Source organism: Massilia solisilvae, assembly GCF_024753215.1.
In the GTDB taxonomy this organism is placed as follows: domain Bacteria; phylum Pseudomonadota; class Gammaproteobacteria; order Burkholderiales; family Burkholderiaceae_D; genus Telluria; species Telluria solisilvae.
In genome coordinates, this window is sequence record NZ_JANUGV010000005.1 from 145222 (window position 1) to 166035 (window position 20814).

Consider the following 20814-nt stretch of genomic DNA (forward strand, 5'->3'; position numbering starts at 1 on the left):
CAACAGCATCATCGGCATGACGCGCACCCCTCTCTTCATCCAGTCCCAGCAGACCGAGTGTTGCATTGCCGTGCTTGGCGCGATGCTCGGCTATTTCGGGCGTTCGGTCACGCTGGCCGAGCTGCGCGAAGTAACGGGCATCTCGCGCGACTGCCTGAGCGCGGCGGACATGGCGCGGGCCGCGCGCCACTACGGCCTGGCGGCGCGGGTGCTGCGCAAGGAGCCGGGCGAGCTGGCAGCGCTCGGGCTGCCGTTGATCGTGCACCTGGACTTCATCCATTTCGCGGTGCTCGAAGAAATCAGCGCGACCGAGGTGCTGTTGAACGATCCGTCACACGGGCCAGAGCGGCTGCCGCGCGAAGTCTTCGACGAGCGTTTCACCGGCATTGCGATCGCGCTCGCCCCCACCCCCCAGTTTGAACGCAACGCGCCGCCGCCCCGGCTGCTGGCCGCTTGTGCGGGGCGCCTGCCGCCACAAGCCCGTCGTCCGCTGGCCGCCGCCGCGCTGGTCGCGCTCCTCATGCCGTTGGTCCCGCTGGCACTGGCCTGGACCGCGTTCGCGGGTAGTGGCGCGCAGGTCGTTGCCGGCGCCGCGCTGGTGGCGGCCGCATTGCGCATGCTGCTCGCCTGGCTGCAAGCGGGGACACGCGAACGCGCCGAGCGCGCCATCCGCGAGGACGGGGAGCGCCGGTTCGTGGAGAGCATGGCGCGCCAGCCGCAATCGTTTTTCGACTACCGGATTCCCTCGGCCCTGCAGGCGATCGCGGGCCTGCCGCAGGCGCTGGCCGGCGCCGTGTGCCGGCAGCTGCTGCCGGCCTGGGCCCGGCTTGCGGAAACGGTGATCTTGCTGGCCGGGCTGGCCTGGCTGGCGCCGGCGTTCGGGGCCGCCGTGTGCGCGGTGCTGGGCGCTGCCGCGGTGCTGGCGTGGGCGGCGGGCGGGCGCGGACGCTGGCGCTTGAACCGGCTGCTGGCGCCGGCACCGGAAACCGCGTCGTACAGCGCCAACGGTATCGAGAGCACCAGGACCGGCGGCCAGGCCGAAGAAGCGCTGGCAGCGCGCGCCGGCGCGCTGGCGGCGGACGTCGGCCAGCTCCAGTGGCTCGCGTCCTGGGCCTTGAGGATCCGGCTGGTGCAGCATGGATGCCTGCTGGTCCTGGTCGCGCTGCTGGCCCGCTACGCGGCCGGGGCGCCCGCCGGACAGGTGCTGGCGCTGCTGTTGCTGGCGGCGCCGCTGCCGCTGGCGCTTCCGTGGCTGGCGCGCTTGCCGGCCTGCCTGCACAACCTGCGGGTCATCGCGCAGCTGCAAGACGACGCGCAAGCGCCGCCGGCGGGCCCACCACAGGCGGGAAGCGTGGCGCTTTCCCCGGCCCCGGCCCTGGTGGCGCGCCACCTCGTGTTCGGTTACGCGCGCAACCGCGCGCCGGTGCTGGACGATGTGTCGCTCGATGTCGCGCCCGGCGAGATCGTGGGCCTCACGGGCGCGTCCGGGGCCGGCAAATCGACCCTGGCGGCGCTGCTGTGCGGCCTGGCGCAGCCCTGGTCGGGCGAGCTGCGCTTCGGCGGCGTCGCGCCAGGCGCGCTCGACCCGGGCCAGCGGGCGGGCGCGATCGCTTGGGTCGACAAATTCCCGCCATTCTTTGCCGGCTCGGTACGCGCCAACCTGACGCTATGGCAGGACGGCGTCGGCGAGGCCACGCTGCGCCAGGCGCTCGACGACGCCTGCCTGGGCGAGCTGGTGGCATCGCGCCCCGGAGCGCTGGACAGCGGGGTGGCGCCGCGCGCGGCCAACTTCAGCGGAGGACAGCGCCAGCGCCTGGCGCTTGCGCGCGCGCTGGTGGGCGAGCCGCGCCTGCTGATCCTGGACGAGGCCACCGACGGCCTGGACAGCGCGCTCGAGGCGGCCCTGCTGTCGAACCTGCGGCGGCGCGGCTGCAGCGTAGTCCTGATCAGCCACCGGAGCGCCACGCTGGCCGCCTGCGATCGCGTGCTGCGGCTGAAGAACGGCACGCTTGCGCAAGATGCCGCATCCGCGCCGTCGCGTTCCGCCAGCGCCGCCGGTTTTCATGACGCGCCGGACGAGGCGGACGAGCCGGCGCCGCCGCTGCCCGAGCCAGGCCAGTTGCGCGACTGCCTGCGCCAGCTGGCCGAGCGCTGCGGCCTGCCGTGGGACACCGTGGCACAGCCGGCCGCGCCTGCCGCCACGCGCGCGCAGGCCGTGCTGGCGCTGGCGCGCGCGCAAGGATGGCGGTTGCGTCCTGTGCGCATGGTCGCGCGCAGCTGGTGGCGCGAGGACCCCGGACCGCTGCTGGTGTTCGAGCGCGCCAGCGGCCGGCCAGCATTGCTTGTCGCCGGGCCGGGCCGCGGCTACATCATGTTCGACGCCACCGGTGCGCGCCGTCCCGTCACGGCCCCCGAGCACGCGTTCGACGACGATGCGTACGCGCCGATGCCGCGGGCAGACAAGGCGGTGCCGGCCAGCGTGGCCGCCTTGCTGGCGCGCGTCGGGTGGCACGGCCGCCAGGACTGGGGCGGCACGCTCGCCGCCTGCGTGCTCGATGCCGTGCTGGGCGTGGCGGCGCTGTGTTCCGCTGCGCTGCTGGCCTGGCCGGCCGCCGCCGCCGCGCTCGTCGCGTCCTTGCTGCTGCGATGGCAGGCCGGCGTGCGGCTGGCGCGGGTGCTGGGGCGCGATCACGCAGCGCTCGACGCCACCCTGCGCCAGACGCTACACAGCGTGCCGCCGGCGGCATTTGGCCGCTACACCGCGCTGCGCCTGACCAGTGGCGCCGACGCGGCGCCGGCCATGCTGCGCGCGCTGCAGGACGATCGCCGCGGCGTGCCCCCGGTGGCCGCAGCGGCCTGCTCGCTGCTGGCCACAGGCGCCGGCCTTGCGTGGCTGTGGCCGGCGCTGTGGCCCGCGTGGGCTGCGCTGGCGCTGGCGGCCATGCTGCCGCTGGCCTGGGCGGCGGGGCCGGCCCGGTTGCGTGTGCGACGGGCGCGTGTGCTGCGGCGCAGGGCCCAGTTCCTGCAGCATGTGCTGCACCACGTTGGCTCGCTGCGCGCGGCCGGCCGTGCCGATGCCGCCTTGCGGCGCTGGCTCGGCATGCCGTGGCGCCAGCCGGTTGGCCTGGCGCGACGCCTGCGCGCGGCCAGTGCGTGGCGCTCCGGCTATCCGCTTGCCGCCCTGGGCCTGCTGCTGGCCTGGGTACTGACGGCGCCGGCCGCAGCGCCTGCGGGCGCGCGCTGGCTTGCCACCGCCGCCCTGGCATTGTCGATGCTGGTCCATGCCGGCCGCCTGTGCCAGGCCGCCATGGCTTGGGCCACCGCGCTCGACGAACGGCGCGCGCTGCACCGGCTGCTGCGTGCGCCGCGCGAGCCGGCCCCGTCCGCGGACACTGCACAAGGGCCCGCGCGCGTGCAGGCCCACGCCCTGTGCTTCACCTACCCCGGCAGCCCGCGTCCGGCGCTTGACAGCGTGTCGATCGAACTTGCTCCCGGACGTATCACGGCGCTGGCCGGCGCCTCGGGCAGCGGCAAGTCCACCCTGCTCAGGCTATTGCTCGGCTTCGAGACGGCCAGCCACGGCCAGGTGCTGGTCGATGGCGTGGCGCCGGGCGTGGCCGGCATGGCCGCGCTGCGCGAATCCACCGGGCTGGTGATGCAGGATGAGGTTCTCAACGGTGCCGGCCCGCTGCGCTGGCAGCTCGCGGGAATGGGCACGTGGCCGCTGGGCGCGGTGTGGCAGGCGCTCGGGCAGGCCGTGCTGGCGCGCGACGTTCGGCGCATGCCGATGGGCGTGCTGACCATTGTTGACAGTGCCCGGCTGGCCACCGGGCAGCTGCAGCGCTTGCTGATTGCGCGCTGCCTGCTGCGCCGTCCGCGCCTGCTGGTTCTCGACGAAGCGACCAGCGCGCTGCCCGACGAGATGCAGGCCGAGCTGCTGGGCCGCATCCGCGCGCTTGGTGTGACCTGCCTGCTGGTCAGCCATCGCGACAGCGCTCTTGCTTGTGCCGACGAGGTGCTGGTGCTCGCGCATGGCAAGGTGGCCGCGCGTGGCGCACCCGGCAGCCCGCCGGTGCGCGCGGCGCTCGGCACGCTCGCCGGGCAGGAAGGGCAGGCTTGGTTCGAGCCGGCGCCCGAAGCGCCGGCTGTCGCGCCCGCGTCAGGCGTACCGGCCATGCGGCGCGGCCTGTTCCGCGACCAGGCCCTGCGCCGCTTCCAGGGGGAGGGCAGCAACACCAGTCCCCTGCTGTTGCTGCGCCGGGCGCGCTGGCCCGGCTGGCTCGCCGCCGCCTTGCTGGCAGCGCTGGCGGCGCGCCTGGCCTGAACAATCAGTCCTCGAGCAGCCGCTCCAGGAAGCGCGCGACCGCCGCGCCGATCGCCTCGGCCTTGTCCCGTGCCACAGCGTGCGGCAGGTAACACAGGCGCCATGCCAGCGTTCCGTCGCCCATGCTGGCGCTTAGCTCAAGCGCGGGGAAGCTGCCGCTGCGCGCACGCGCCTCGTTCCACGCGCCCGGCAGGTGAGTCGCGCCAAGGAAGGTGAACACGCCGTCGCGCCGGAAGCCGTTATCGACCGCACCGCGAAATTCGAGCGCCAGGGCCGGCTGCGCCAGCCGTTTGGCCTGCGCGTGCCCCGCGGCGCCATGGCACAGCAGCGCATAGTCCGCGGCATGCGGCGCGACCGCGGCATGGGCCTGGCGCGCCGCAGCGTACTGGCGCTGCGGGCTGGATGGCGCGGCCTCCACCCGCACCGGGTAGAAATCGACCAGCCAGCCGACTGCCGCGGCGCTGGCCCCGCTGCGGCCGTGCTGGTTCAGCAGCACCAGCGCCGATGCGTCGCCGCTGGCGCTGCACCAGGCATGGCAAAACGCGGCCAGCAGCGCGTCATGGCGCGCCGGGCCATCGGCAAAGCGTTCGAGAAAGCGCCGGTTGGCCAGTGGCGCCAGGCGCTGCTGCGCCGTGTGCTCGAACACGAACGGCCATGGCTGCGCCACGGGCGGCCCGGCGGTGCCGCAGACGGCGCGCCAGAACCGCACTTCGTCCTCGGCCCAGCCGGGTGTCGCGGTGCGCTCCTGGCGCTCGCCAAGCCAGTCCAAAAAGGCATCCGGGGCCGGCGGGGCCAGCGTACCCCGGCACGCCTGCCCGTACGCGTGCTGCAGGCCGCGCAGCAGGATCGCGACCGACACCGCGTCGATCGCCAGGTGGTGCAGCGCGAGTGCGAGCACGCCGGTTTCGCCGGCTCCGCGGTCGAGCCAGACCGCATGGGCCAGGTGGCCACGTTCGATGTCGATGGCGGCACGCAGCTGTTGCAGCACAGCGTTTTGCCAGCCGTGCGCGCCGGCGGGCACGGCGGCCATGTCGAGGCGCTCCAGGCCGATCCCCGCGCCGTCCGGCCGCGCGCTCCAGCCGGCCCCGCCAGCGCGTTCGAAACGCAGGCGCAGGGCAGGGTGGCGCTGCGCCAGCCACGCCAGCGCAGCCTCCAGCGCGGCCTGGTCGAGCGCCGCCGGCGCGCGCAGGTAGACGATTTCAAGGAAGTCGTTCGGGTCGGCCACGCCGGCGGTCAGCAAGCGCAGTTGCACCGGGCTGGGCACGTACACGGCCGCCTGTCCCGCGCCGCCAGCGGCGTCGGCCGGCCCGCTGGGCGCGGCGTCGAGCAGCCGTTGCAGCTCACGCAGCGGCAGGTCGGGCCGCAACTGCTCCACGCCGATGGCGCGGCCCAGCTCCTGCTCGAGCGTGATCGTCAGCTCGACGCGCTTGAGCGAATCGATGCCGAGCTCGCCGAGCGTCCAGTCGCTGTCGACCTGGCCCGGATCCAGGCCGGCCAGCCGCGCCGCGCAGTCCAGCAAGGCGGCCTGTCCGGCTGCGCGGGCCGGAGCCGGTGTCGCCGGCGCCAGCGCCAGTTCGCCGCTGCGCCACGCGGCGCGTGTGCCCGAGCGGCTGATCTTGCCGCTGGTGGTGCGCGGCAGCGCGCCCGGCAGCAGCAGCACGATCTCGTCGGCACTCACGTCCAGCGCCTGCGCCAGCGCAGCCTGGATTGCCCTCGCGACCTGCTGCTGGTCGGCGCGGCGGCGCTCGCGCCGCAGTTCGCATGCGACCACCAGCCGCTCGCCGTGCGCGCCCTCGTCGCTGAATGCGGCCACCGCCAGCGGGTCCAGCGCCGGGTGGCTGGCGCCGGCCAGCTGCTCGATGTCGGCAGGGTAGCAATTGCGGCCGCGCAGGATGATCAGGTCCTTGATGCGGCCGGTCACGTACAGTTCGCCGTCATGCAGGTAGCCGGTGTCGCCGCTGCGCAGCCACGCTCCGGGCTCGCCCTGCAGCGCCTGCCCGAACACCTGGGCGTTGAGCCGGTCCTGGCGCCAGTAACCGGCCGCCACCTGGGCGCCGGCGATCCAGATTTCGCCGACGCTGCGCTCGGGGCAGCGGCGAGCGCGCTCATCGACGATCGCAACGCGCACGCCGGGGCCGGGAGCGCCGCACGAGACCCTCTGCTGCGCCGTTTCGCCTTCTTCGTCGCGCGCATGGGTGGCAAGGCCGGAGCCGGGCGCGCGCGCGCTGACCAGCAAGGTCGATTCGGCCAGGCCGTAGCAGGGCGCCAGCGCATCGGCGGAAAAGCCGGCGCTTGCGGCCAGGGCCGCGAACCGCTGCAGGCTCGCCGCGCGCACCGTCTCGGCGCCGCAGAACGCGACGCGCCATGACGACAGGTCCAGTCCCGCAAGGTCCTGCGGCGCGAGCTTTTGTGCGCACAGCTCGTAGGCGAAGTTGGGGCCGCCGCTGTGGCTGGCGCGGTAGCGGCTGATCGCCTCGAGCCAGCGCCGCGGGCGCGCGATGAAGTGGGCCGGCGTCATCAGCACCAGGTGCACGCCGAACGCCAGCATCGGCAGGATGCCGCCGATCAGCCCCATGTCGTGGTACGGCGGCAGCCAGCTCACCACGCAGGCACTCGGCGGGAGCGCAAAGCGGTCGGCCATTGTGGCCAGGTTCGCCTCCAGGTTGGCCTGGCTCAGGCAGACGCCGCGCGGCGACCCGGTGGAACCGGACGTGTACTGGATCAGCGCGGGCCCGGTGCCGGGCTTGCTTTGCGCGCCAGCGTCGTCGTCCGGGTGGGTTTCGTCGGTGGCCAGCCAGTGCAGCGCGCCGGCGTCATGGCCTGCCTGCCAGGTCCGGGCCAGGCTGGCGCTGTCCACCAGTGCCAGCTGGGCATCGGCATCCGCGACCAGCCGCTCGAAGCGTTCGCTCGCGCGCGAGCCGAGCCGGTAGGTGGGCGGATAGGTTGGCACCGGCGTGATCCCCGCCACCCAGCACGCGCACAGGGCGGTGACGAATTCGGGCCCCGGCCGGTGCAGCAACAGCGCGCGCTGCGCATCCGGGCAGTGACGCAACAGGCGCCGCGCGATGCGCCGGCTTTCGTTGTCGATCTGGCCGAAAGTGAGCGTGCGCGGCGCGCCGCCGTCGTCGTCGAGGAAGGTAAGAGCGATCCGGTCCGGCGTCTCGGCCGCCAGGCGGCGCACGCCGGCCAGCAGGCCGGGCTGCATCGGTCAGGCCTCCGGCGCGTCGGCCAGGAGCCGCATCAGGCGGCTGAAGCGCTCGCCGGCGATCGCCACGTTGTCCAGCAAGCCTTCGTCCAGTTCGTCCTCCAGCAGTTCCTCCGATGCGAGGCTGGCCGCGCCGCCGTAACCCAGGCGCGCGATCGTGCTGCGCATGCGCTCGGCCAGGAACACCGAGATCGCCTTGAAGAACCGCATGCCCAGCGCAGGGTCGCTGGCAAAGCGCGCCTCCAGCTCGTCCTTGCGCAGTTCCAGCAGGCTCACCTCGTCGAGCGCGCGCACGGTGGCCGACGTGGGCGCGCTGTCCACGAACGACATCTCGCCCAGGATCTCGCCGCTGGACAGCGTGGCCACCACACCCAGGCCGCTGATGTCCACATCCATGTGGCCGTCCAGCAGCAGGTAGAGCCGGTCGAGCACCTGGCCCTGCTTGATCAGCACGTCGCCGGGCGCCAGCTTGCGCTTGCGCCCCAGCCTGGCCATCAGTTCAACGTCGGCGTCGGCCAGCAGGCCAAAAATGTACAGTGCCTTGCGCATCGGGCTTCCTTTCCATCATAAGAGCTGGCGCTGGGCCAACTCGGCAAATAATCCTTCTTCCTCCAGCAGCTGCCGGTAGGTCCCGCGCTGCACGATGCGGCCGTTGTGCACCACCAGGATCAGGTCGGCCGACATCACCGTGGACAGCCGGTGCGCCACCACCACCCGGGTCAGCTGCAGCCGCGCCAGGCTGTCCATCAGGATGGCCTGGGTGCGGTTGTCCAGCGCGCTGGTCGCCTCATCCAGCAGCAGCACGGCGGGCTTGCGCGCCAGCGCGCGCGCCAGCAGCAGGCGCTGGCGCTGTCCGCCGGACAGGGTGCCGCCGCCATCCTGCAGCACGGTGTGCAGGCCCATCGGCATGGCGGCGATTTCGTCCGCGAACCCGACCTGGCGCGCCGCCTCCATCGCCTGTTCATGGCTGATGCGCGCGCTGCCGGCGATGTTCGAGAACACGCTGCCCGACGCGATGCGCCCGTTCTGCAGCACCACCCCGATGCGGCGGCGCAGCGCCCCCGTATCGAGCTGGTCCAGCGGCTGGCCATCGAAGGCGATGGCGCCCGCCTGCGGCTGTTCGAAACCCATCATCAGGCGCAGCAGCGTGGACTTGCCGCTGCCGGACGGCCCGACGATGGCGACATACTGGCCGGGCTCGACGCGCAGCGAGACGTCCTGCAGGATCGGTTTTCCTTGCGGCGCATAGCGGAACGACACCTCGCTGAACGCGATCGCGCCGCGCAGCGCCTCCGGCTGGCGCTTGCCGGCCGCGTCTTCGGGCACGGCCTGCAGCAGGGGCTTCAGGCGCCGCCACGGCGACAGCGCGCGCGCCGCGCCGTTCAGGGCCAGGCCCATCCCGGTGACCGCGGCCAGCAATTGGCCGAACGCGGCATTAAACGCCAGCAGGTCGCCGGTGGCCACGCCGCTCTCGCGCCGCAGCAGGACGAGCATTGCGCCGAAGATCAGCAGGCTGGCCAGCGGCGGCGCGCACGCCTGCACCAGCTCCTGCAGCTGTGTGCTGCGGCGCGACGTGGCAAAGCGCCCGGCCTGCGACAGGTAGATGCGCGCCCATGCGGCCAGCGCGCGCGGTTCGGCCGCCGCCGCGCGCAGCTTGCCGATGCCGGTGATGAATTGCAGGACCAGTCCCTCGACCAGGCCGCGCTGGTGACTCTGCTCCGCCTTGGGGCGCCACTGGCCGCGGGCCGACCACACGGTCAGCGCCAGCACCAGCGCGACCGGCACCAGGCCGGCGAGCGCCAGCGGCACGCTGTAATAGAACATCGCGGCCAGGCTGGACAGCGAAAACAGCGCACCCAGCATGGCGCCGAGCGCGCTTAGCGACAGCAGGTTGCGGATTTCCTGCACGCCCAGCGCGCGGTTGGCCAGGTCGCCCACCGTGTAATTCCTGAAGAAGCCTACCGGCAGGCGCAGCAGGCGGTCGAACAGCGCTGCCTGCAGGGCCAGGTCCACGCGCGATTCGCAGCGCAGCAGCAGCCAGGACTTGACCAGCTCGAATCCGGCCGCGCCCAGCGCCGCCGCCGCCAGCAGCCCCACCAGTTGCCACTGGCCGCCAAGGTCCGCACGCGGAATGACCGACTTGACCAGGAGGCCCGTGGCCACCGGCGCCATCAGCGCCAGCGCCGAAGCGGCCAGGCCCGCCAGCAGCAGCAAGCCGAGGTCAGGCGCCAGGCCGCGCGCGCCGAACCGCAGCAGGGCGCCGGCATCCAGCGCGCCGCCGGGCAGCGGCCGGTACAGCATGAGCGCCTGCGCGCCCAGGGTGGCGGCGGTGGCGGCGTCCACTTTCTGCACGACGCCGTCGGCACCGACCAGCCGGTAGCCGCCACGCCCGGGTAGCAGAGCACAGGCTTGCTGCGCCTGGTCGAAGCCGATCAGCGGTCCGTTGTTGGCGCGCCACCAGTGGCCGCGCAGCAGCACCGCGCGGCTGCGGATGCCGGCATGCGCGAGCAGCTCGTCCAGCGGGGCATCGGCCGGCAGTCCAGCGGGGCTCTGCAGGTCGATGCCGAGTGCTGCCGCCACGCGGTGGCAAGCGGCGAACGCCGCGCCGTGTCGCCCGGCCTGCGGCACGTGGGCCGGCGCCGGGGCGGCCGGCGCCGCACTCGGGCTGCTCGCCTCGCTCGGCCGCACCGGCTGCCCGGGCACCCCGCCGTCGCGCACCAGGCGCGCCAGCGCACCCAGCGCCTGCTGGTAGCGCAGCATGCCTTCGCGCCAGCTGCGCGTGATGCGGCCGGCGCGCGCCGCGCCCTGGGCCGCCAGCATGGCATCGAAGCGCTGCGCGGCAGCGGCATGCAGCGGCGCCAGCGCCGCGACGCTGTCGACGATGGCGTCAGGCGCGCCCAGGTGCGCGCACCAGGCGCCCAGCAGGGCGCGCCGCTGCTGCGCGGGCACGGCGTCCAGCCCGGCGTCGTCCAGTTCGATGACCTCGGTGCCCAGCGCGGCCAGCCCCAGCACGCGGCGCGCGCCGATGGCGGGCAGGCCGCACAGCAGCTCGCCGGTGGCGCACTGGAACAGGAAGCGGCGGCGCCCGCCGGTCTCTTCGGCGAACACGTTAATGGCGCCGCGCAGCACGAACAGCGGAGCCGGCCGGCCCGTCAGGTCGAGCGGGAGGGCTGCGCTGGCGGGGCGTACCGGGCCGGGGAAGTCGTGGCGTGCCGTCATCACATTGCCGCAATCAGGGCCGCGTATTCGCCATCCATGGCCAGCAACTGCTCGTGCGTGCCGCGCTCGACCGCCTGCCCGCCCTTGAGCACGATGATCTCGTCGCTGTCGCGCAAGGTGGACAGCCGGTGCGCGATGATGACGCAGGCACAGCCGCGCCGGCGCAGCGCCGCGTCGATCGCCTGTTCGGTCACCGTGTCCAGCGCCGAGGTGGCCTCATCGAGCACCAGCAGTGCCGGGTCGCGCACCAGGGCACGCGCGATTTCCAGGCGCTGGCGCTCGCCGCCGCTCCAGTTGGCGCCGCCCTCGCCCACGGCGCTGTCCAGCCCACCGTCGCGCGCCGCGACTTCGGCGGCCACGCAGGCATCCTCCAGCGCGGCGTGCAGGTCCGCGTCGGGCACCGAGTCGTCCCACAGGGTCAGGTTGTCGCGCAGGCTGCCCTGGAACAGAAACACCTCCTGGTCGACGTAGGCCACGGCGCTGGCAAAGACGCGCGCCGGCAGCGAATCGAGCGGGCGGCCGTCCAGCAGCACCTGTCCCGACGATGGCGGCACCAGGCCGCAGCAGATGCGCCCGAGCGTGCTCTTGCCGCTGCCGGACGCGCCAACCAGCGCCACGCGCGCGCCCGGCGCCACCGTCAACGAAATGTCGCGCACCTGCGGCGGGTCGAGCGGGCTGTAGCCATAGCTGACGTTGCGCAGCTCCAGCCGGCCTTGCAAGCCGGCGGCCCACGCTGCCTCCTGCGCCGCGTCCTCGCCCTCCGGCGCGCTCGGCGGCACCGGATAGTGGAACACGTCCGACAGGCGGGTCAGCAAACCCTTGACCGACTGGATGCTGGCGGCCATGCCCACCAGCTGCGCCACCGGCTGGCTGAACGCGGCCAGCAGCAGCTGGAACGCGACCAGGTCGCCGATGGTGAGCACGCCGTGGATGACGCGCAGGCCGCCAAGGCCGAGCACCATGGCCGCGGTCAGCGCGGCCAGCAGGCCGGGCGCCACCGCCAGCAGCGCGCCCTGGCGCCCCAGCTCCTGCTGCCCGAGCAGGGTGGCGGCCTGGTAGCCGGCCCAGCGTCCGAACGCCACGTCCTCGGTGCCGCCGGCCTTGAGGGTCTCGATGCCGGCGATGGCCCCGACGGTGGCCGCGCTCAACTTGCCCTGGTCGCCGATCAGGCGGTTCGACAGGTCCGCGCGCTGGCGTCCCAGCGCATGCAGGCACCACAGGTTGAGCCCGACCAGGGCCAGCACGCACAGGCCCAGCGGCAGGTCGTAGGCCAGCATCACGGCCGCGTAGAACACCACCGCCAGCAGGTTGAAGCAGCTGGTGGCCAGCGACCCTGACAGCAGTTGCGCAATGCGCTCCGATGCGCCGATCCGGCTGGCCACCTCGCCGGGGTGGCGCTGGCTGAAGAAGTTGAGCGGCAGGCGCATCACGTGCGCCAGGAAGCGGGTGGACATGGCCACGGCCAGCTTGAGCTCCAGCCGCAGCAGGTAGCGCTGCTGCAGCCAGGTCAGGAGGGCGCGCCCGGCCAGCGCGGTGGCCATCGCCAGCATCAGCGGGCCGAACCAGCGCTCGTCGCGCGCGATCAGGATCTCGTCGACGAACACCTTGGCGCACAAGGGCAGGGCGATGCCGGGCACCACCAGCAGCAGGCTGGCCAGCGCCACCAGCGCCACGCCCTGGCGCGAATGGCGCAGCCAGCCCGCCAGCTCGCGCAGCAGCGACGGCGGGCTCCCGGCCTTGGCAAACTCGGGTCCCGGTTCCATCGCCAGCACCACGCCGGTGAAGCTTTCCCCGAGTTCCTCGAGCGTCACCTTGCGTGGTCCGCTGGCGGGGTCGTTCAGCCAGGCGTGGCCATCCTCGATCCCTTCGAATACGAGGAAGTGATTGAAGTTCCAGTGCAGGATCGATGGCACCGGCAGCGCGGCCAGCGCCTCCACTCCGTCCTTGGTGAAGCCCTTGGCGGCCATGCCGTGGCGGCGCGCGGCCTTGAGCAGGTTGCTGGCCTTGCTGCCGTTGCGCGACACGCCGCAGTCGATCCGCAATTCCTCCAGTGGGATCCAGCGGCCGTAATGCGCCAGCACGATCGCAAGCGCGGCCGCGCCGCATTCGACCGCTTCCATCTGCAGCACGGTCGGGGTCCTGGCGCGCCTCGCCGCGCCCTGCACTTCCTTGTTCATCGCGCGGCTCGCGCGTCCAGGCCGGGCAGCACCATGTCGATGGGACGCCGCTGGCGCAGGGTAATTTCGGCGTCGACCAAGGTGCCGCTGCTGAGGGACGCGCCGGGGGCGAGCGCGACGCGCACCGCATAGCGTGGCGCGGGCGCGCCAAACGACGCCGCCAGCGATTGATTGGCCAGCATGGCGCCGATCGCCTCGGCGCTGAGCGGATACGGCGATACCGCGCTGACGGTGCCGCGCACGGCAGCACGCGCGCCGGCGGGCGTGAGCAGCGCCGCCATGCCCGGCTTGACCTGCTTGCCCTGGTCGGCAGGCAGGAACAGCAAGCCTTCCAGCCGCTGCGGGTCGCCCGATTCGATCGACAACAGCGCCTCGCCGGCGCGCACGGTGGCGCCGCGGGCGCGCTTCAGTTCGAGCACGCGCCCCTCGAGCGGCGCTGCCTGCGTGGCCGGGCCGCCCGTTTCAAGGATGATGTCGGCCAGTGGCTGGCCGCGCCGCACCACCTCGCCCGGCGCAACCGAGAATCCGCCCAGCCGGCCGTTGGCGCTGGCAGGCAGGGTGACGATGCGGCCGGCGCCGGCGGTCAGGATGCCGGGGGCGGACAGGGTGACGGGAACCGAGGCTCCCAGGCTCCACGCGGCCAGGCAGGCGCCGAGGACGCCGAGCAGGGCCAGCGCAAACCAGCCGCGCCGTTCGGCGACGGGCAGCAGCCGGTCCAGTTGATCGGGTGAAGCCAGACGGTCGAGTGCGGCCTGGCGAAAAAAGCGCTTCTCAGCCATGTGTTGGCAGTCGATCCGGTGCTGTGGGCATGCAGGAGAAAATCAGCCCCGGGAGCCGGGGCTGGGCGATACCGGCAGGTGCGCGCCGCAAGGCGGCAGCGCGCCCGCTTCAACCCTGGCCGTCGATCAGCCGCGGCCGATGCCGCTGCCGTCGAATTTCCGTTGCGGCGGCATGCAGGTACCGCCCGAGACCAGTTCCATTTCGAAGTCCGACAGCTCGTCCGACGGCGCGCTCAGGACCGTCACCGCGTCTTCGGCGGTAAAGTCGTGGCCATGCTTGCGGCCCAGTTCGGCCAGTGCGGCGTAATCGATGCTGCCGTTGCTGACGTGGCGTGCCACTTCGGCCTGCAGGGCAGGCGAGGCGCTGGTTTGCTGGCGGAAGGCTTGCGCGGCCTGGATCGACATGGGAAGTTCCTTCTGATGAATGAAATGCCTGGATGTGCGTTGCTTGCTTACCGTCGGTCAGCCGCCCATGTGCCGGTCGCGCTTCGAGAACTGGGGCGGGACCAGGAACCCGCCCGAGACCAGCTCCATTTCAAAGTCGGACAGCTCGTCATCCGGCGCGCTCAGGACCGCCACGGCGTCTTCGGCGGAAAAATCGTGGCCGTGCATGCGGCCCAGTTCGGCCAGTGCGGCGTAATCGATGGTGCCGTTGCTGACATGGCGCGCCACTTCGGCCTGCAGTGCAGGCGAGGCGTTGGTTTGCTGGCGGAAGGCCTGCGCGGCTTGGATCGACATGGGAAGTTCCTTCTGGTGAATGGGATGCCTGGAGGTGCGTTGCTTGCTTACCGTCGGTCAGCCGCCCATGGGCCGGTCGCGCTTCGAGAACTGCGGCGGGATCAGGGTACCGCCCGAGACCAGCTCCATTTCAAAGTCGGACAGCTCGTCCGACGGCGCGCTCAGGACCGTCACCGCGTCTTCGGCGGTAAAGTCGTGGCCGTGCTTGCGGCCCAGTTCGGCCAGTGCGGCGTAATCGATGGTGCCGTTGCTGACGTGGCGTGCCACTTCGGCCTGCAGGGCAGGCGAGGTGTTGGTTTGCTGGCGGAAGGCTTGCGCGGCCTGGATCGACATGGAAAGTTCCTCTTGAATGAAATGCTGGATTGGTCGGCCGTAAATCAGCCACCCATGGGGCGGTTGTGTTTCGTGGACATATAGGACGGCATGATGATGCCACCCGAGACCAGCTCCATTTCAAAGTCGGACAGCTCGTCCGACGGCGTGCTCAGGACCGCCACCGCGTCTTCGGCGGAAAAGTCGTGGCCGTGCTTGCGGCCCAGTTCGGCCAGTGCGGCGTAATCGATGCTGCCATTGTTGAAGTGACGTGCCACTTCAGCCTGCAGTGCAGGCGAGGCATTGGTCTGCTGGCGGAAGTCCTGCGCGGCTTGGATCGACATGGGAGGTCCTCGTTGGTGATTGAAGTGGGAAGACGTTATTGTAATTAGATCAACCTTGCACGCAATGCTATCCCATTTCTTGCTTATATGCAACGACGATGATGCGCTGCCGCGCGGGGCGGCACGCTACAATGCGCTGACCAACCAAGGACGCGATCCCGATGACTACCTTGCCCCACGGCGGCCTGGCCCTGTCCGCCCTCGAAGAACAGCTGCTGCAGCCCGGCGTCAAGGGGTTGCCGGTCACCGACCCGCTGCGTCAGGGCGCCATTGGCCTGCAGGGCTGGAACGTGCTGCATGGCGACACCAGCTTTCCGGTCGCGCTGCTCAGGACCTCGGCCCTGAAGCACAACCTGGACTGGATGCGCCGCTTCTGCGAGCGCCACGGCGCCACGCTCGCCCCGCACGGCAAGACCACGATGAGCCCGCAGCTGTTCGGCGCCCAGCTCGCCAACGGCGCCTGGGGCATCACGCTGGCCACCGCCACCCAGGTGCAGGTCGCGCACCGCTTCGGCGTGCGCCGCGTGCTGCTGGCCAACCAGCTGGTCGCCCGGGCCGACACCAACGCCGTGCTGCAGCTGATGCATGAAGACCCCGATTTCGAGTGCTACGTGCTGGCCGACTCGCTGGCCGGCGTCGAGCGCCTGGCCGAAGCGGTGGAGCGCCACCCGCTGGCGCGCAAGCTGCCGGTGCTGGTCGAGCTGGGGCTGCCTGGCAAGCGCGCCGGCTGCCGCACGCTGGACGAGGCGATGACCGTGGCGCGCGCCGTGCAAGGCGCGCCCGGCCTGCAGCTGGCCGGCTTCGAAGGCTACGAGGGCCTGCTGGTCTCGGGCGAGCGCGAGCGCGATGCGCGCGAGGTGTCCGAATTCGTCGGCCGCATCGTCGCCCTGGTGCGCGAGTCCGACGACGAAGGCCTGTTCGGCATGCCCGAGATCCTGCTGTCGGCGGGCGGCTCGGCCTGGTTCGACCTGGTGGCGCGCGGCTTTGCCGACGTCGGCAAGCTGTCGCGGCCGGTGCGCGCCGTGCTGCGCAGCGGCTGCTACCTGACCAGCGACCACGGCTCGTACAAGCGCCTGCTGGCCCAGCTCAACCTGCGCGAGGACATCCCGGCGCGCGACGCGCTGCGCCCGGCGCTGGAAGTGTGGAGCGTGGTGCAGTCGCGCCCCGAGCCGACCCTGGCCATCCTCACCATGGGCAAGCGCGACGCCTCCTACGACGATGGCCTGCCGGTGCCGCTGGTGCACCACCGGCCCGGCCCCGGCACGCCGGCGACGCTGCCGGACGGCTGCGAGATCTTCAAGATGAACGACCAGCACGCCTACCTGCGCCTGCCCGACGGCCATCCCTTGTGTGACGCGCTGGCCGTTGGCGACCTGGTCGGCTGCGGGATTTCGCACCCGTGCACGACCTTCGACAAGTGGCCGCTGCTGCTGGCGGTGGACGACGATTACGTGGTGCGTTTCGCACTGAACACGTTCTTCTGAAAGCCGGGCAGTACGCTACAATGGCCCTCGCTTAACAAGAGAGCCACACATGCCCGTCACGCCGTCCTCGCTGTTCCCGCCGATCCTGCCCGCCCGCCACGGCATGCTGGCGGTCGACGACGTCCACACCATCTATTGGGAAGAGGTCGGCAACCCGAACGGCATCCCGGTCATCTTCCTGCACGGCGGCCCGGGCGCGGGCCTGTCGCCGCAGCACCGCCGCTTTTTCGACCCGCACGCCTACCGCATCATCCTGTTCGACCAGCGCGGCGCCGGCAAGTCCACCCCGCTGGGCGAGTGGCGCAACAACACCACGCAGCTGCTGATCGAGGACATCGAACGCCTGCGCCAGATGTTCGGCATCGAGCGCTGGCTGGTGTTCGGCGGTTCGTGGGGCTCGACGCTGGCGCTGGCCTACGGGCAGGCCCATCCCGACCGCTGCCTCGGCTTCGTTTTACGCGGCATCTTCCTGTGCACCCGGGCCGAGATCGACTGGTTCATCCACGGCGTAGAGTGGTTCTATCCCGAGCTCTACGCCGAGTTCATCGCGCCCATCCCCGAGGCCGAGCGCGGCGACCTGCTCAAGGCCTATTGCGCGCGCCTGCTGTGCGACGATCCCGATACCTACTGGCCCGCCGCGCGCGCCTGGAGCCGCTTCGAGGGACGCCGCGTGTTCCTGCTGCCGCAAGAGGACGAATCGCCGTCCGACACGCTCGACCTGGGCGTGGGCCGCCTGGAATCGCACTACATGGCCAACGGCGGCTTCCTCGAAGACGATCAGCTGGTGCGCGACATCGACCGCATCGCGCACCTGCCGGCCGTGATCGTGCAGGGCCGCTACGACGTGATCTGCCCGCCGCTGTCGGCCTGGCGCCTGTACCATGCCTGGCCCGGTTCGCGCCTGCGCATGATTCCCGACGCCGGCCACGGCGCGCTGGAGGCCGGCATCGCGCGCGCGCTGGTCGCCGCCACCGAACAGTTCAAGCGCAACGGGCGCTTCGATTGAATGCCAGGGTGGCAGTGGCGCTGGTAAACTCTGTGCAGGCAATGAGCGCCGGGCACGTGTGCCCGGGCTACGATGCTGCAAGCGAAGAGATTATTGAGTAAGGGGAGTAATGAATATTCAGATCAGCGACGTCGGCCACATCATCCAGTTGGCGATTGCGCCGGTGTTCTTGCTGACGGGCGTGGCCACCAAGCTTGGCGTGCTGGCCAACCGCCTTGGGCGTATCATCGACCGTACGCGTTTGCTGGAGGACCGCCTGCGCAACGGCCCCAACGAGGAATACAGCGAGGAGCTCGAGGTGCTGTACACGCGCTCGCACCTGATCAACTACGCCATTACGTCCAGCACAACCTGCGGCCTGTTGATCTGCCTGGTGATCGCCATGCTGTTCCTGAGCGATACCGCCGACCTGCCGCTTGACCAGATCATTGCGGCCTTCTTCGTGCTCGCCATGCTGGCGCTGATCAGCAGCTTCGTGAACCTGCTGCGCGAAATCTTCATCGCCGCGCGCCACATGCGCGAACGACATAACGCGACCCTGCCACAGCAGGTGCGCTAAAGAGAGAACCATGCACGACTACCAACGCCCACCCACCCTGTATCGCTACGGCACCCGCGCCGAACTCGAGGCCGCGCTCAAGTCCGGCCAGTTCCGGCTGGTCCCGTCCGGCCAGTTCCTCACCGTCGCCTTTTCCAAGGTGTGGGACAAGGAGCTGTTCGACCTGCTGGCGCCGGCAGACTGCTGCCTGGTGATCCACAACACCGAGGAGTTCGGCGAGCGCCTGCACCGCGCGGTGCAGCGCACGCTTCCCAACTGGGCCGGCATCGACGGCGCGGTCGAATACGGCCACCGTTCGCCGCTGGGCGCGGCCTTCACCAAGTCGGCCGCCGAGGCGCCGGAACAGGAGTGGCAGTTCGCCTGGCGCTCGCTCACGCCTGGCGCGAGCCTGAACCCGGTCACAGTCCGCATCGGCAGCATCGAGCAGTTCGCCGAACTGCGCGACCGCGAGAGCCACTTGGCTTAAGGATCGCAAAGCATGGGTCCCCGCCTGCGCGGGGATGAACTCTAATGGCGTGATGACAAACACAACTTATCCGCACCTGCTCGAACCGCTCGACCTGGGCTTCACCACCCTGAGGAACCGGGTGGTCATGGGCTCGATGCACACGGGCCTCGAGGACCGCTTCTACCACTACGGCAAGCTGGCCGCGTTCTACCGCGAACGCGCGCGCGGCGGCGTGGGGCTGATCGTCACCGGCGGCATTTCACCCAACCGCGAGGGCTGGCTGCTGCCGCTGGGCGGCACCATGAACTTCATCGGCGACATGTTCAACCACCGGCGCGTCACCCACGCCGTGCATCAGGAGGGCGGCAAGATCCTGCTGCAGCTGCTGCATGCGGGGCGCTACGGCTACCAGCCGTTCGTGGTGTCGGCCTCCAGCATCAAGTCGCCGATCTCGCGCTTCAAGCCGCGCGAACTGACCGACAGCGGGATCGAAAAGACGATCCGAGCCTACGCCCGCAGCGCGTCGCTTGCCAGGCTGGCCGGCTACGACGGCGTGGAGGTGATGGGCAGCGAAGGCTACCTGCTCAACCAGTTCCTGTGCGCGCGCACCAACAAGCGCGTCGACCGCTGGGGCGGGCCGATCGAGAACCGCATGCGCCTGGCCGTCGAGGTGGTCCGGCGTATCCGCGCCAAGGTGGGGCCGGACTTCATCATCATGTACCGGCTGTCGGTGCTGGACCTGGTCGAGGGCGGCAACACCTGGGACGAAGTGACCACCGTGGCGCGCGCGCTGCAGGAGGCTGGCGTCACCATCCTCAACACGGGCTACGGCTGGCACGAGGCGCGCGTGCCGACCATCGTCACCTCGGTGCCGCGCGCGGCGTTTGCCAGTGTGGCCGGGCGGCTGCGGCGCGAGGTGAGCATTCCGGTGGTGGCCTCGAACCGCATCAACATGCCCGAGGTGGCCGAGGACATCATCGCGCGCGGCGACGCCGACATGGTGTCGATGGCGCGGCCCTTCCTCGCCGATCCGGACTTCGTGGCCAAGGCCGCCAGCGGGCGGGCGGACGAGATCAACACCTGCATCGCCTGCAACCAGGCCTGCCTGGACCACACCTTCGCCAACAAGCGCGCCACCTGCCTGGTCAACCCGCGCGCCTGTCACGAAACCGAACTGGTTTATACGAAAACGGCGTCGCCGCGGCGCATTGCGGTGGTCGGCGCCGGCCCCGCCGGGCTGTCCGCCGCGACGGTGGCCGCCGAGCGCGGGCATGCGGTGACGCTGTTCGAAGCGGCCGAGCGCATCGGCGGCCAGTTCAACATCGCCATGCAAATACCGGGCAAGGAGGAGTTTGCGGAGACGATCCGCTACTTCCGCCGCAAGCTCGAAGCGACCGGTGTGGATGTGCGCCTGGGCCGCCGGGTCACACGCGCCGACTTGCTGGAGGCCGGCTTCGACGAGGTGATCGTCGCCACCGGCGTGAAGGTGAGGATGCCGCGCATCGAGGGCATCGCGCATCCGAAGGTGCTGTCCTACCTCGACGTTTTGCGCGACAAGAAGCCGGTGGGCCGGCGCGTTGCCGTCATCGGCGCGGGCGGCATCGGGTTCGACCTGAGCGAATACCTGCTGCACGATGACTCGCATCCGCTGCCGGTGCCGGTGTCGGAGTGGACTGCGGAGTGGGGCGTGGACCTGGCGGTGCGCGAGCCGGGCGGCCTGCTCAAGCCCGCAGAGGCCGCGCCACTGCGCCAGGTCTGGCTCATGCAGCGCAAGGCGTCAAAGCCCGGCGCGGGCTTGGGCAAGACCTCCGGCTGGGTGCACCGGGCCACGCTGGCGCGCAACGGCGTGCAGATGATGGCTGGCGTGCAGTACGAGCGCATCGACGACGCCGGGTTGCACATCACGGTGGGCGGCGAGCGTCGCCTGCTCGAGGTGGACAACGTGGTGATTTGCGCGGGGCAGGAGAGCCTGGCCGAGCTGATGCCGGAGCAGGGTGCGCAGGACCGTGGCCCGCGTTTCCACAAGATCGGCGGCGCGGCGCTGGCGGCGGAGCTCGATGCCAAGCGCGCGATCCGGGAAGGCGCCGAGCTGGCGGCGCGTTTATGAACCCACCCGCTTAACCCGTCGTTCCGGCGAGAGCCGGAACCCATGCTGAGCTTGCACCGGGATGGCTTTGAACCTGGTCGCGTGACTGCCTGCTCGGCATGGGTCCCGGCCT

At 71.3% G+C, this 20814-nt stretch carries 15 protein-coding genes; 6 read left to right on the top strand and 9 right to left on the bottom strand.

The window, feature by feature from the left end; genetic code table 11:
* Window positions 1–16: 16 nt before the first annotated feature.
* Complete coding sequence (locus NX773_RS17420) at window positions 17–4324, top strand: ATP-binding cassette domain-containing protein (protein WP_258857571.1); 4308 nt, start codon at window positions 17–19, stop codon at window positions 4322–4324.
* A 4-nt stretch (window positions 4325–4328) separates the two neighbouring features.
* Here NX773_RS17420 and NX773_RS17425 read toward each other — a convergent pair whose 3' ends face one another.
* The 9 genes from NX773_RS17425 to NX773_RS17465 form a co-directional block, all read right to left on the bottom strand.
* A complete protein-coding gene (locus NX773_RS17425; protein ID WP_258857572.1) occupies window positions 4329–7529 on the bottom strand; it encodes an AMP-binding protein in 3201 nt (1066 codons plus the stop codon).
* Between the two features lie 3 nt (window positions 7530–7532).
* Window positions 7533–8078, bottom strand: coding sequence for a cyclic nucleotide-binding domain-containing protein (locus tag NX773_RS17430; RefSeq protein WP_258857573.1), 546 nt, complete (start codon window positions 8076–8078; stop codon window positions 7533–7535).
* A gap of 15 nt (window positions 8079–8093) precedes the next feature.
* Window positions 8094–10748, bottom strand: coding sequence for an NHLP bacteriocin export ABC transporter permease/ATPase subunit (locus NX773_RS17435; protein WP_258857574.1), 2655 nt, complete (start codon window positions 10746–10748; stop codon window positions 8094–8096).
* Complete coding sequence (locus NX773_RS17440) at window positions 10748–12925, bottom strand: NHLP family bacteriocin export ABC transporter peptidase/permease/ATPase subunit (protein WP_258857575.1); 2178 nt, start codon at window positions 12923–12925, stop codon at window positions 10748–10750. Before NX773_RS17440 ends, NX773_RS17435 begins: the two co-directional genes overlap by 1 nt.
* Entirely contained in the window at window positions 12922–13704 is a 783-nt protein-coding gene (locus NX773_RS17445; protein WP_258857576.1) for an HlyD family efflux transporter periplasmic adaptor subunit, read from the bottom strand. Before NX773_RS17445 ends, NX773_RS17440 begins: the two co-directional genes overlap by 4 nt.
* A 126-nt stretch (window positions 13705–13830) precedes the next feature.
* Window positions 13831–14109 (bottom strand): Nif11 family protein, encoded by a 279-nt coding sequence (locus NX773_RS17450; protein WP_258857577.1) that lies wholly within the window; start codon window positions 14107–14109, stop codon window positions 13831–13833.
* A gap of 57 nt (window positions 14110–14166) precedes the next feature.
* Complete coding sequence (locus tag NX773_RS17455) at window positions 14167–14442, bottom strand: Nif11 family protein (protein ID WP_258857578.1); 276 nt, start codon at window positions 14440–14442, stop codon at window positions 14167–14169.
* Window positions 14443–14499: 57 nt separating this feature from the next.
* Window positions 14500–14775 carry a Nif11-like leader peptide family RiPP precursor gene (locus NX773_RS17460; protein WP_258857579.1) on the bottom strand — a complete coding sequence of 92 codons (276 nt, stop codon included), beginning with the start codon at window positions 14773–14775 and terminating at the stop codon, window positions 14500–14502.
* A 44-nt stretch (window positions 14776–14819) separates the two neighbouring features.
* Window positions 14820–15098, bottom strand: a complete 279-nt coding sequence (locus NX773_RS17465; RefSeq protein WP_258857580.1) for a Nif11 family protein — start codon at window positions 15096–15098, stop codon at window positions 14820–14822.
* Window positions 15099–15259: 161 nt separating this feature from the next.
* On the opposite strand from NX773_RS17465, the gene NX773_RS17470 reads away from it, so the two are divergent.
* The 5 genes from NX773_RS17470 (at window position 15260) to NX773_RS17490 (ending at window position 20702) form a co-directional block, all read left to right on the top strand.
* The gene (locus NX773_RS17470) at window positions 15260–16582 is read left to right on the top strand and encodes an amino acid deaminase (protein WP_258857581.1); all 1323 of its coding nucleotides are present in this window, start codon (window positions 15260–15262) and stop codon (window positions 16580–16582) included.
* Window positions 16583–16631: 49 nt separating this feature from the next.
* Window positions 16632–17588 carry a prolyl aminopeptidase gene (pip, locus tag NX773_RS17475; RefSeq protein WP_258857582.1) on the top strand — a complete coding sequence of 319 codons (957 nt, stop codon included), beginning with the start codon at window positions 16632–16634 and terminating at the stop codon, window positions 17586–17588.
* Window positions 17589–17697: 109 nt separating this feature from the next.
* On the top strand, window positions 17698–18147 hold the full coding sequence (locus NX773_RS17480; protein ID WP_258822929.1) for a DUF2721 domain-containing protein: 450 nt from the start codon (window positions 17698–17700) through the stop codon (window positions 18145–18147).
* Between the two features lie 10 nt (window positions 18148–18157).
* Window positions 18158–18613: a hypothetical protein gene (locus NX773_RS17485; protein WP_258822930.1), complete on the top strand. Its 456-nt coding sequence runs from the start codon at window positions 18158–18160 to the stop codon at window positions 18611–18613.
* Window positions 18614–18665: 52 nt separating this feature from the next.
* On the top strand, window positions 18666–20702 hold the full coding sequence (locus NX773_RS17490; RefSeq protein WP_258857583.1) for an NADPH-dependent 2,4-dienoyl-CoA reductase: 2037 nt from the start codon (window positions 18666–18668) through the stop codon (window positions 20700–20702).
* Window positions 20703–20814: the final 112 nt, after the last annotated feature.

Coding starts and splice junctions, on each gene's coding strand:
- NX773_RS17420 (WP_258857571.1), top strand. CDS start 17: ATGACGCGCACCCCTCTCTTCATCCAGTCCCAGCAGACCGAGTGTTGC.
- NX773_RS17425 (WP_258857572.1), bottom strand. CDS start 7,529: ATGCAGCCCGGCCTGCTGGCCGGCGTGCGCCGCCTGGCGGCCGAGACG.
- NX773_RS17430 (WP_258857573.1), bottom strand. CDS start 8,078: ATGCGCAAGGCACTGTACATTTTTGGCCTGCTGGCCGACGCCGACGTT.
- NX773_RS17435 (WP_258857574.1), bottom strand. CDS start 10,748: ATGACGGCACGCCACGACTTCCCCGGCCCGGTACGCCCCGCCAGCGCA.
- NX773_RS17440 (WP_258857575.1), bottom strand. CDS start 12,925: ATGAACAAGGAAGTGCAGGGCGCGGCGAGGCGCGCCAGGACCCCGACC.
- NX773_RS17445 (WP_258857576.1), bottom strand. CDS start 13,704: ATGGCTGAGAAGCGCTTTTTTCGCCAGGCCGCACTCGACCGTCTGGCT.
- NX773_RS17450 (WP_258857577.1), bottom strand. CDS start 14,109: ATGTCGATCCAGGCCGCGCAAGCCTTCCGCCAGCAAACCAGCGCCTCG.
- NX773_RS17455 (WP_258857578.1), bottom strand. CDS start 14,442: ATGTCGATCCAAGCCGCGCAGGCCTTCCGCCAGCAAACCAACGCCTCG.
- NX773_RS17460 (WP_258857579.1), bottom strand. CDS start 14,775: ATGTCGATCCAGGCCGCGCAAGCCTTCCGCCAGCAAACCAACACCTCG.
- NX773_RS17465 (WP_258857580.1), bottom strand. CDS start 15,098: ATGTCGATCCAAGCCGCGCAGGACTTCCGCCAGCAGACCAATGCCTCG.
- NX773_RS17470 (WP_258857581.1), top strand. CDS start 15,260: ATGACTACCTTGCCCCACGGCGGCCTGGCCCTGTCCGCCCTCGAAGAA.
- pip (WP_258857582.1), top strand. CDS start 16,632: ATGCCCGTCACGCCGTCCTCGCTGTTCCCGCCGATCCTGCCCGCCCGC.
- NX773_RS17480 (WP_258822929.1), top strand. CDS start 17,698: ATGAATATTCAGATCAGCGACGTCGGCCACATCATCCAGTTGGCGATT.
- NX773_RS17485 (WP_258822930.1), top strand. CDS start 18,158: ATGCACGACTACCAACGCCCACCCACCCTGTATCGCTACGGCACCCGC.
- NX773_RS17490 (WP_258857583.1), top strand. CDS start 18,666: ATGACAAACACAACTTATCCGCACCTGCTCGAACCGCTCGACCTGGGC.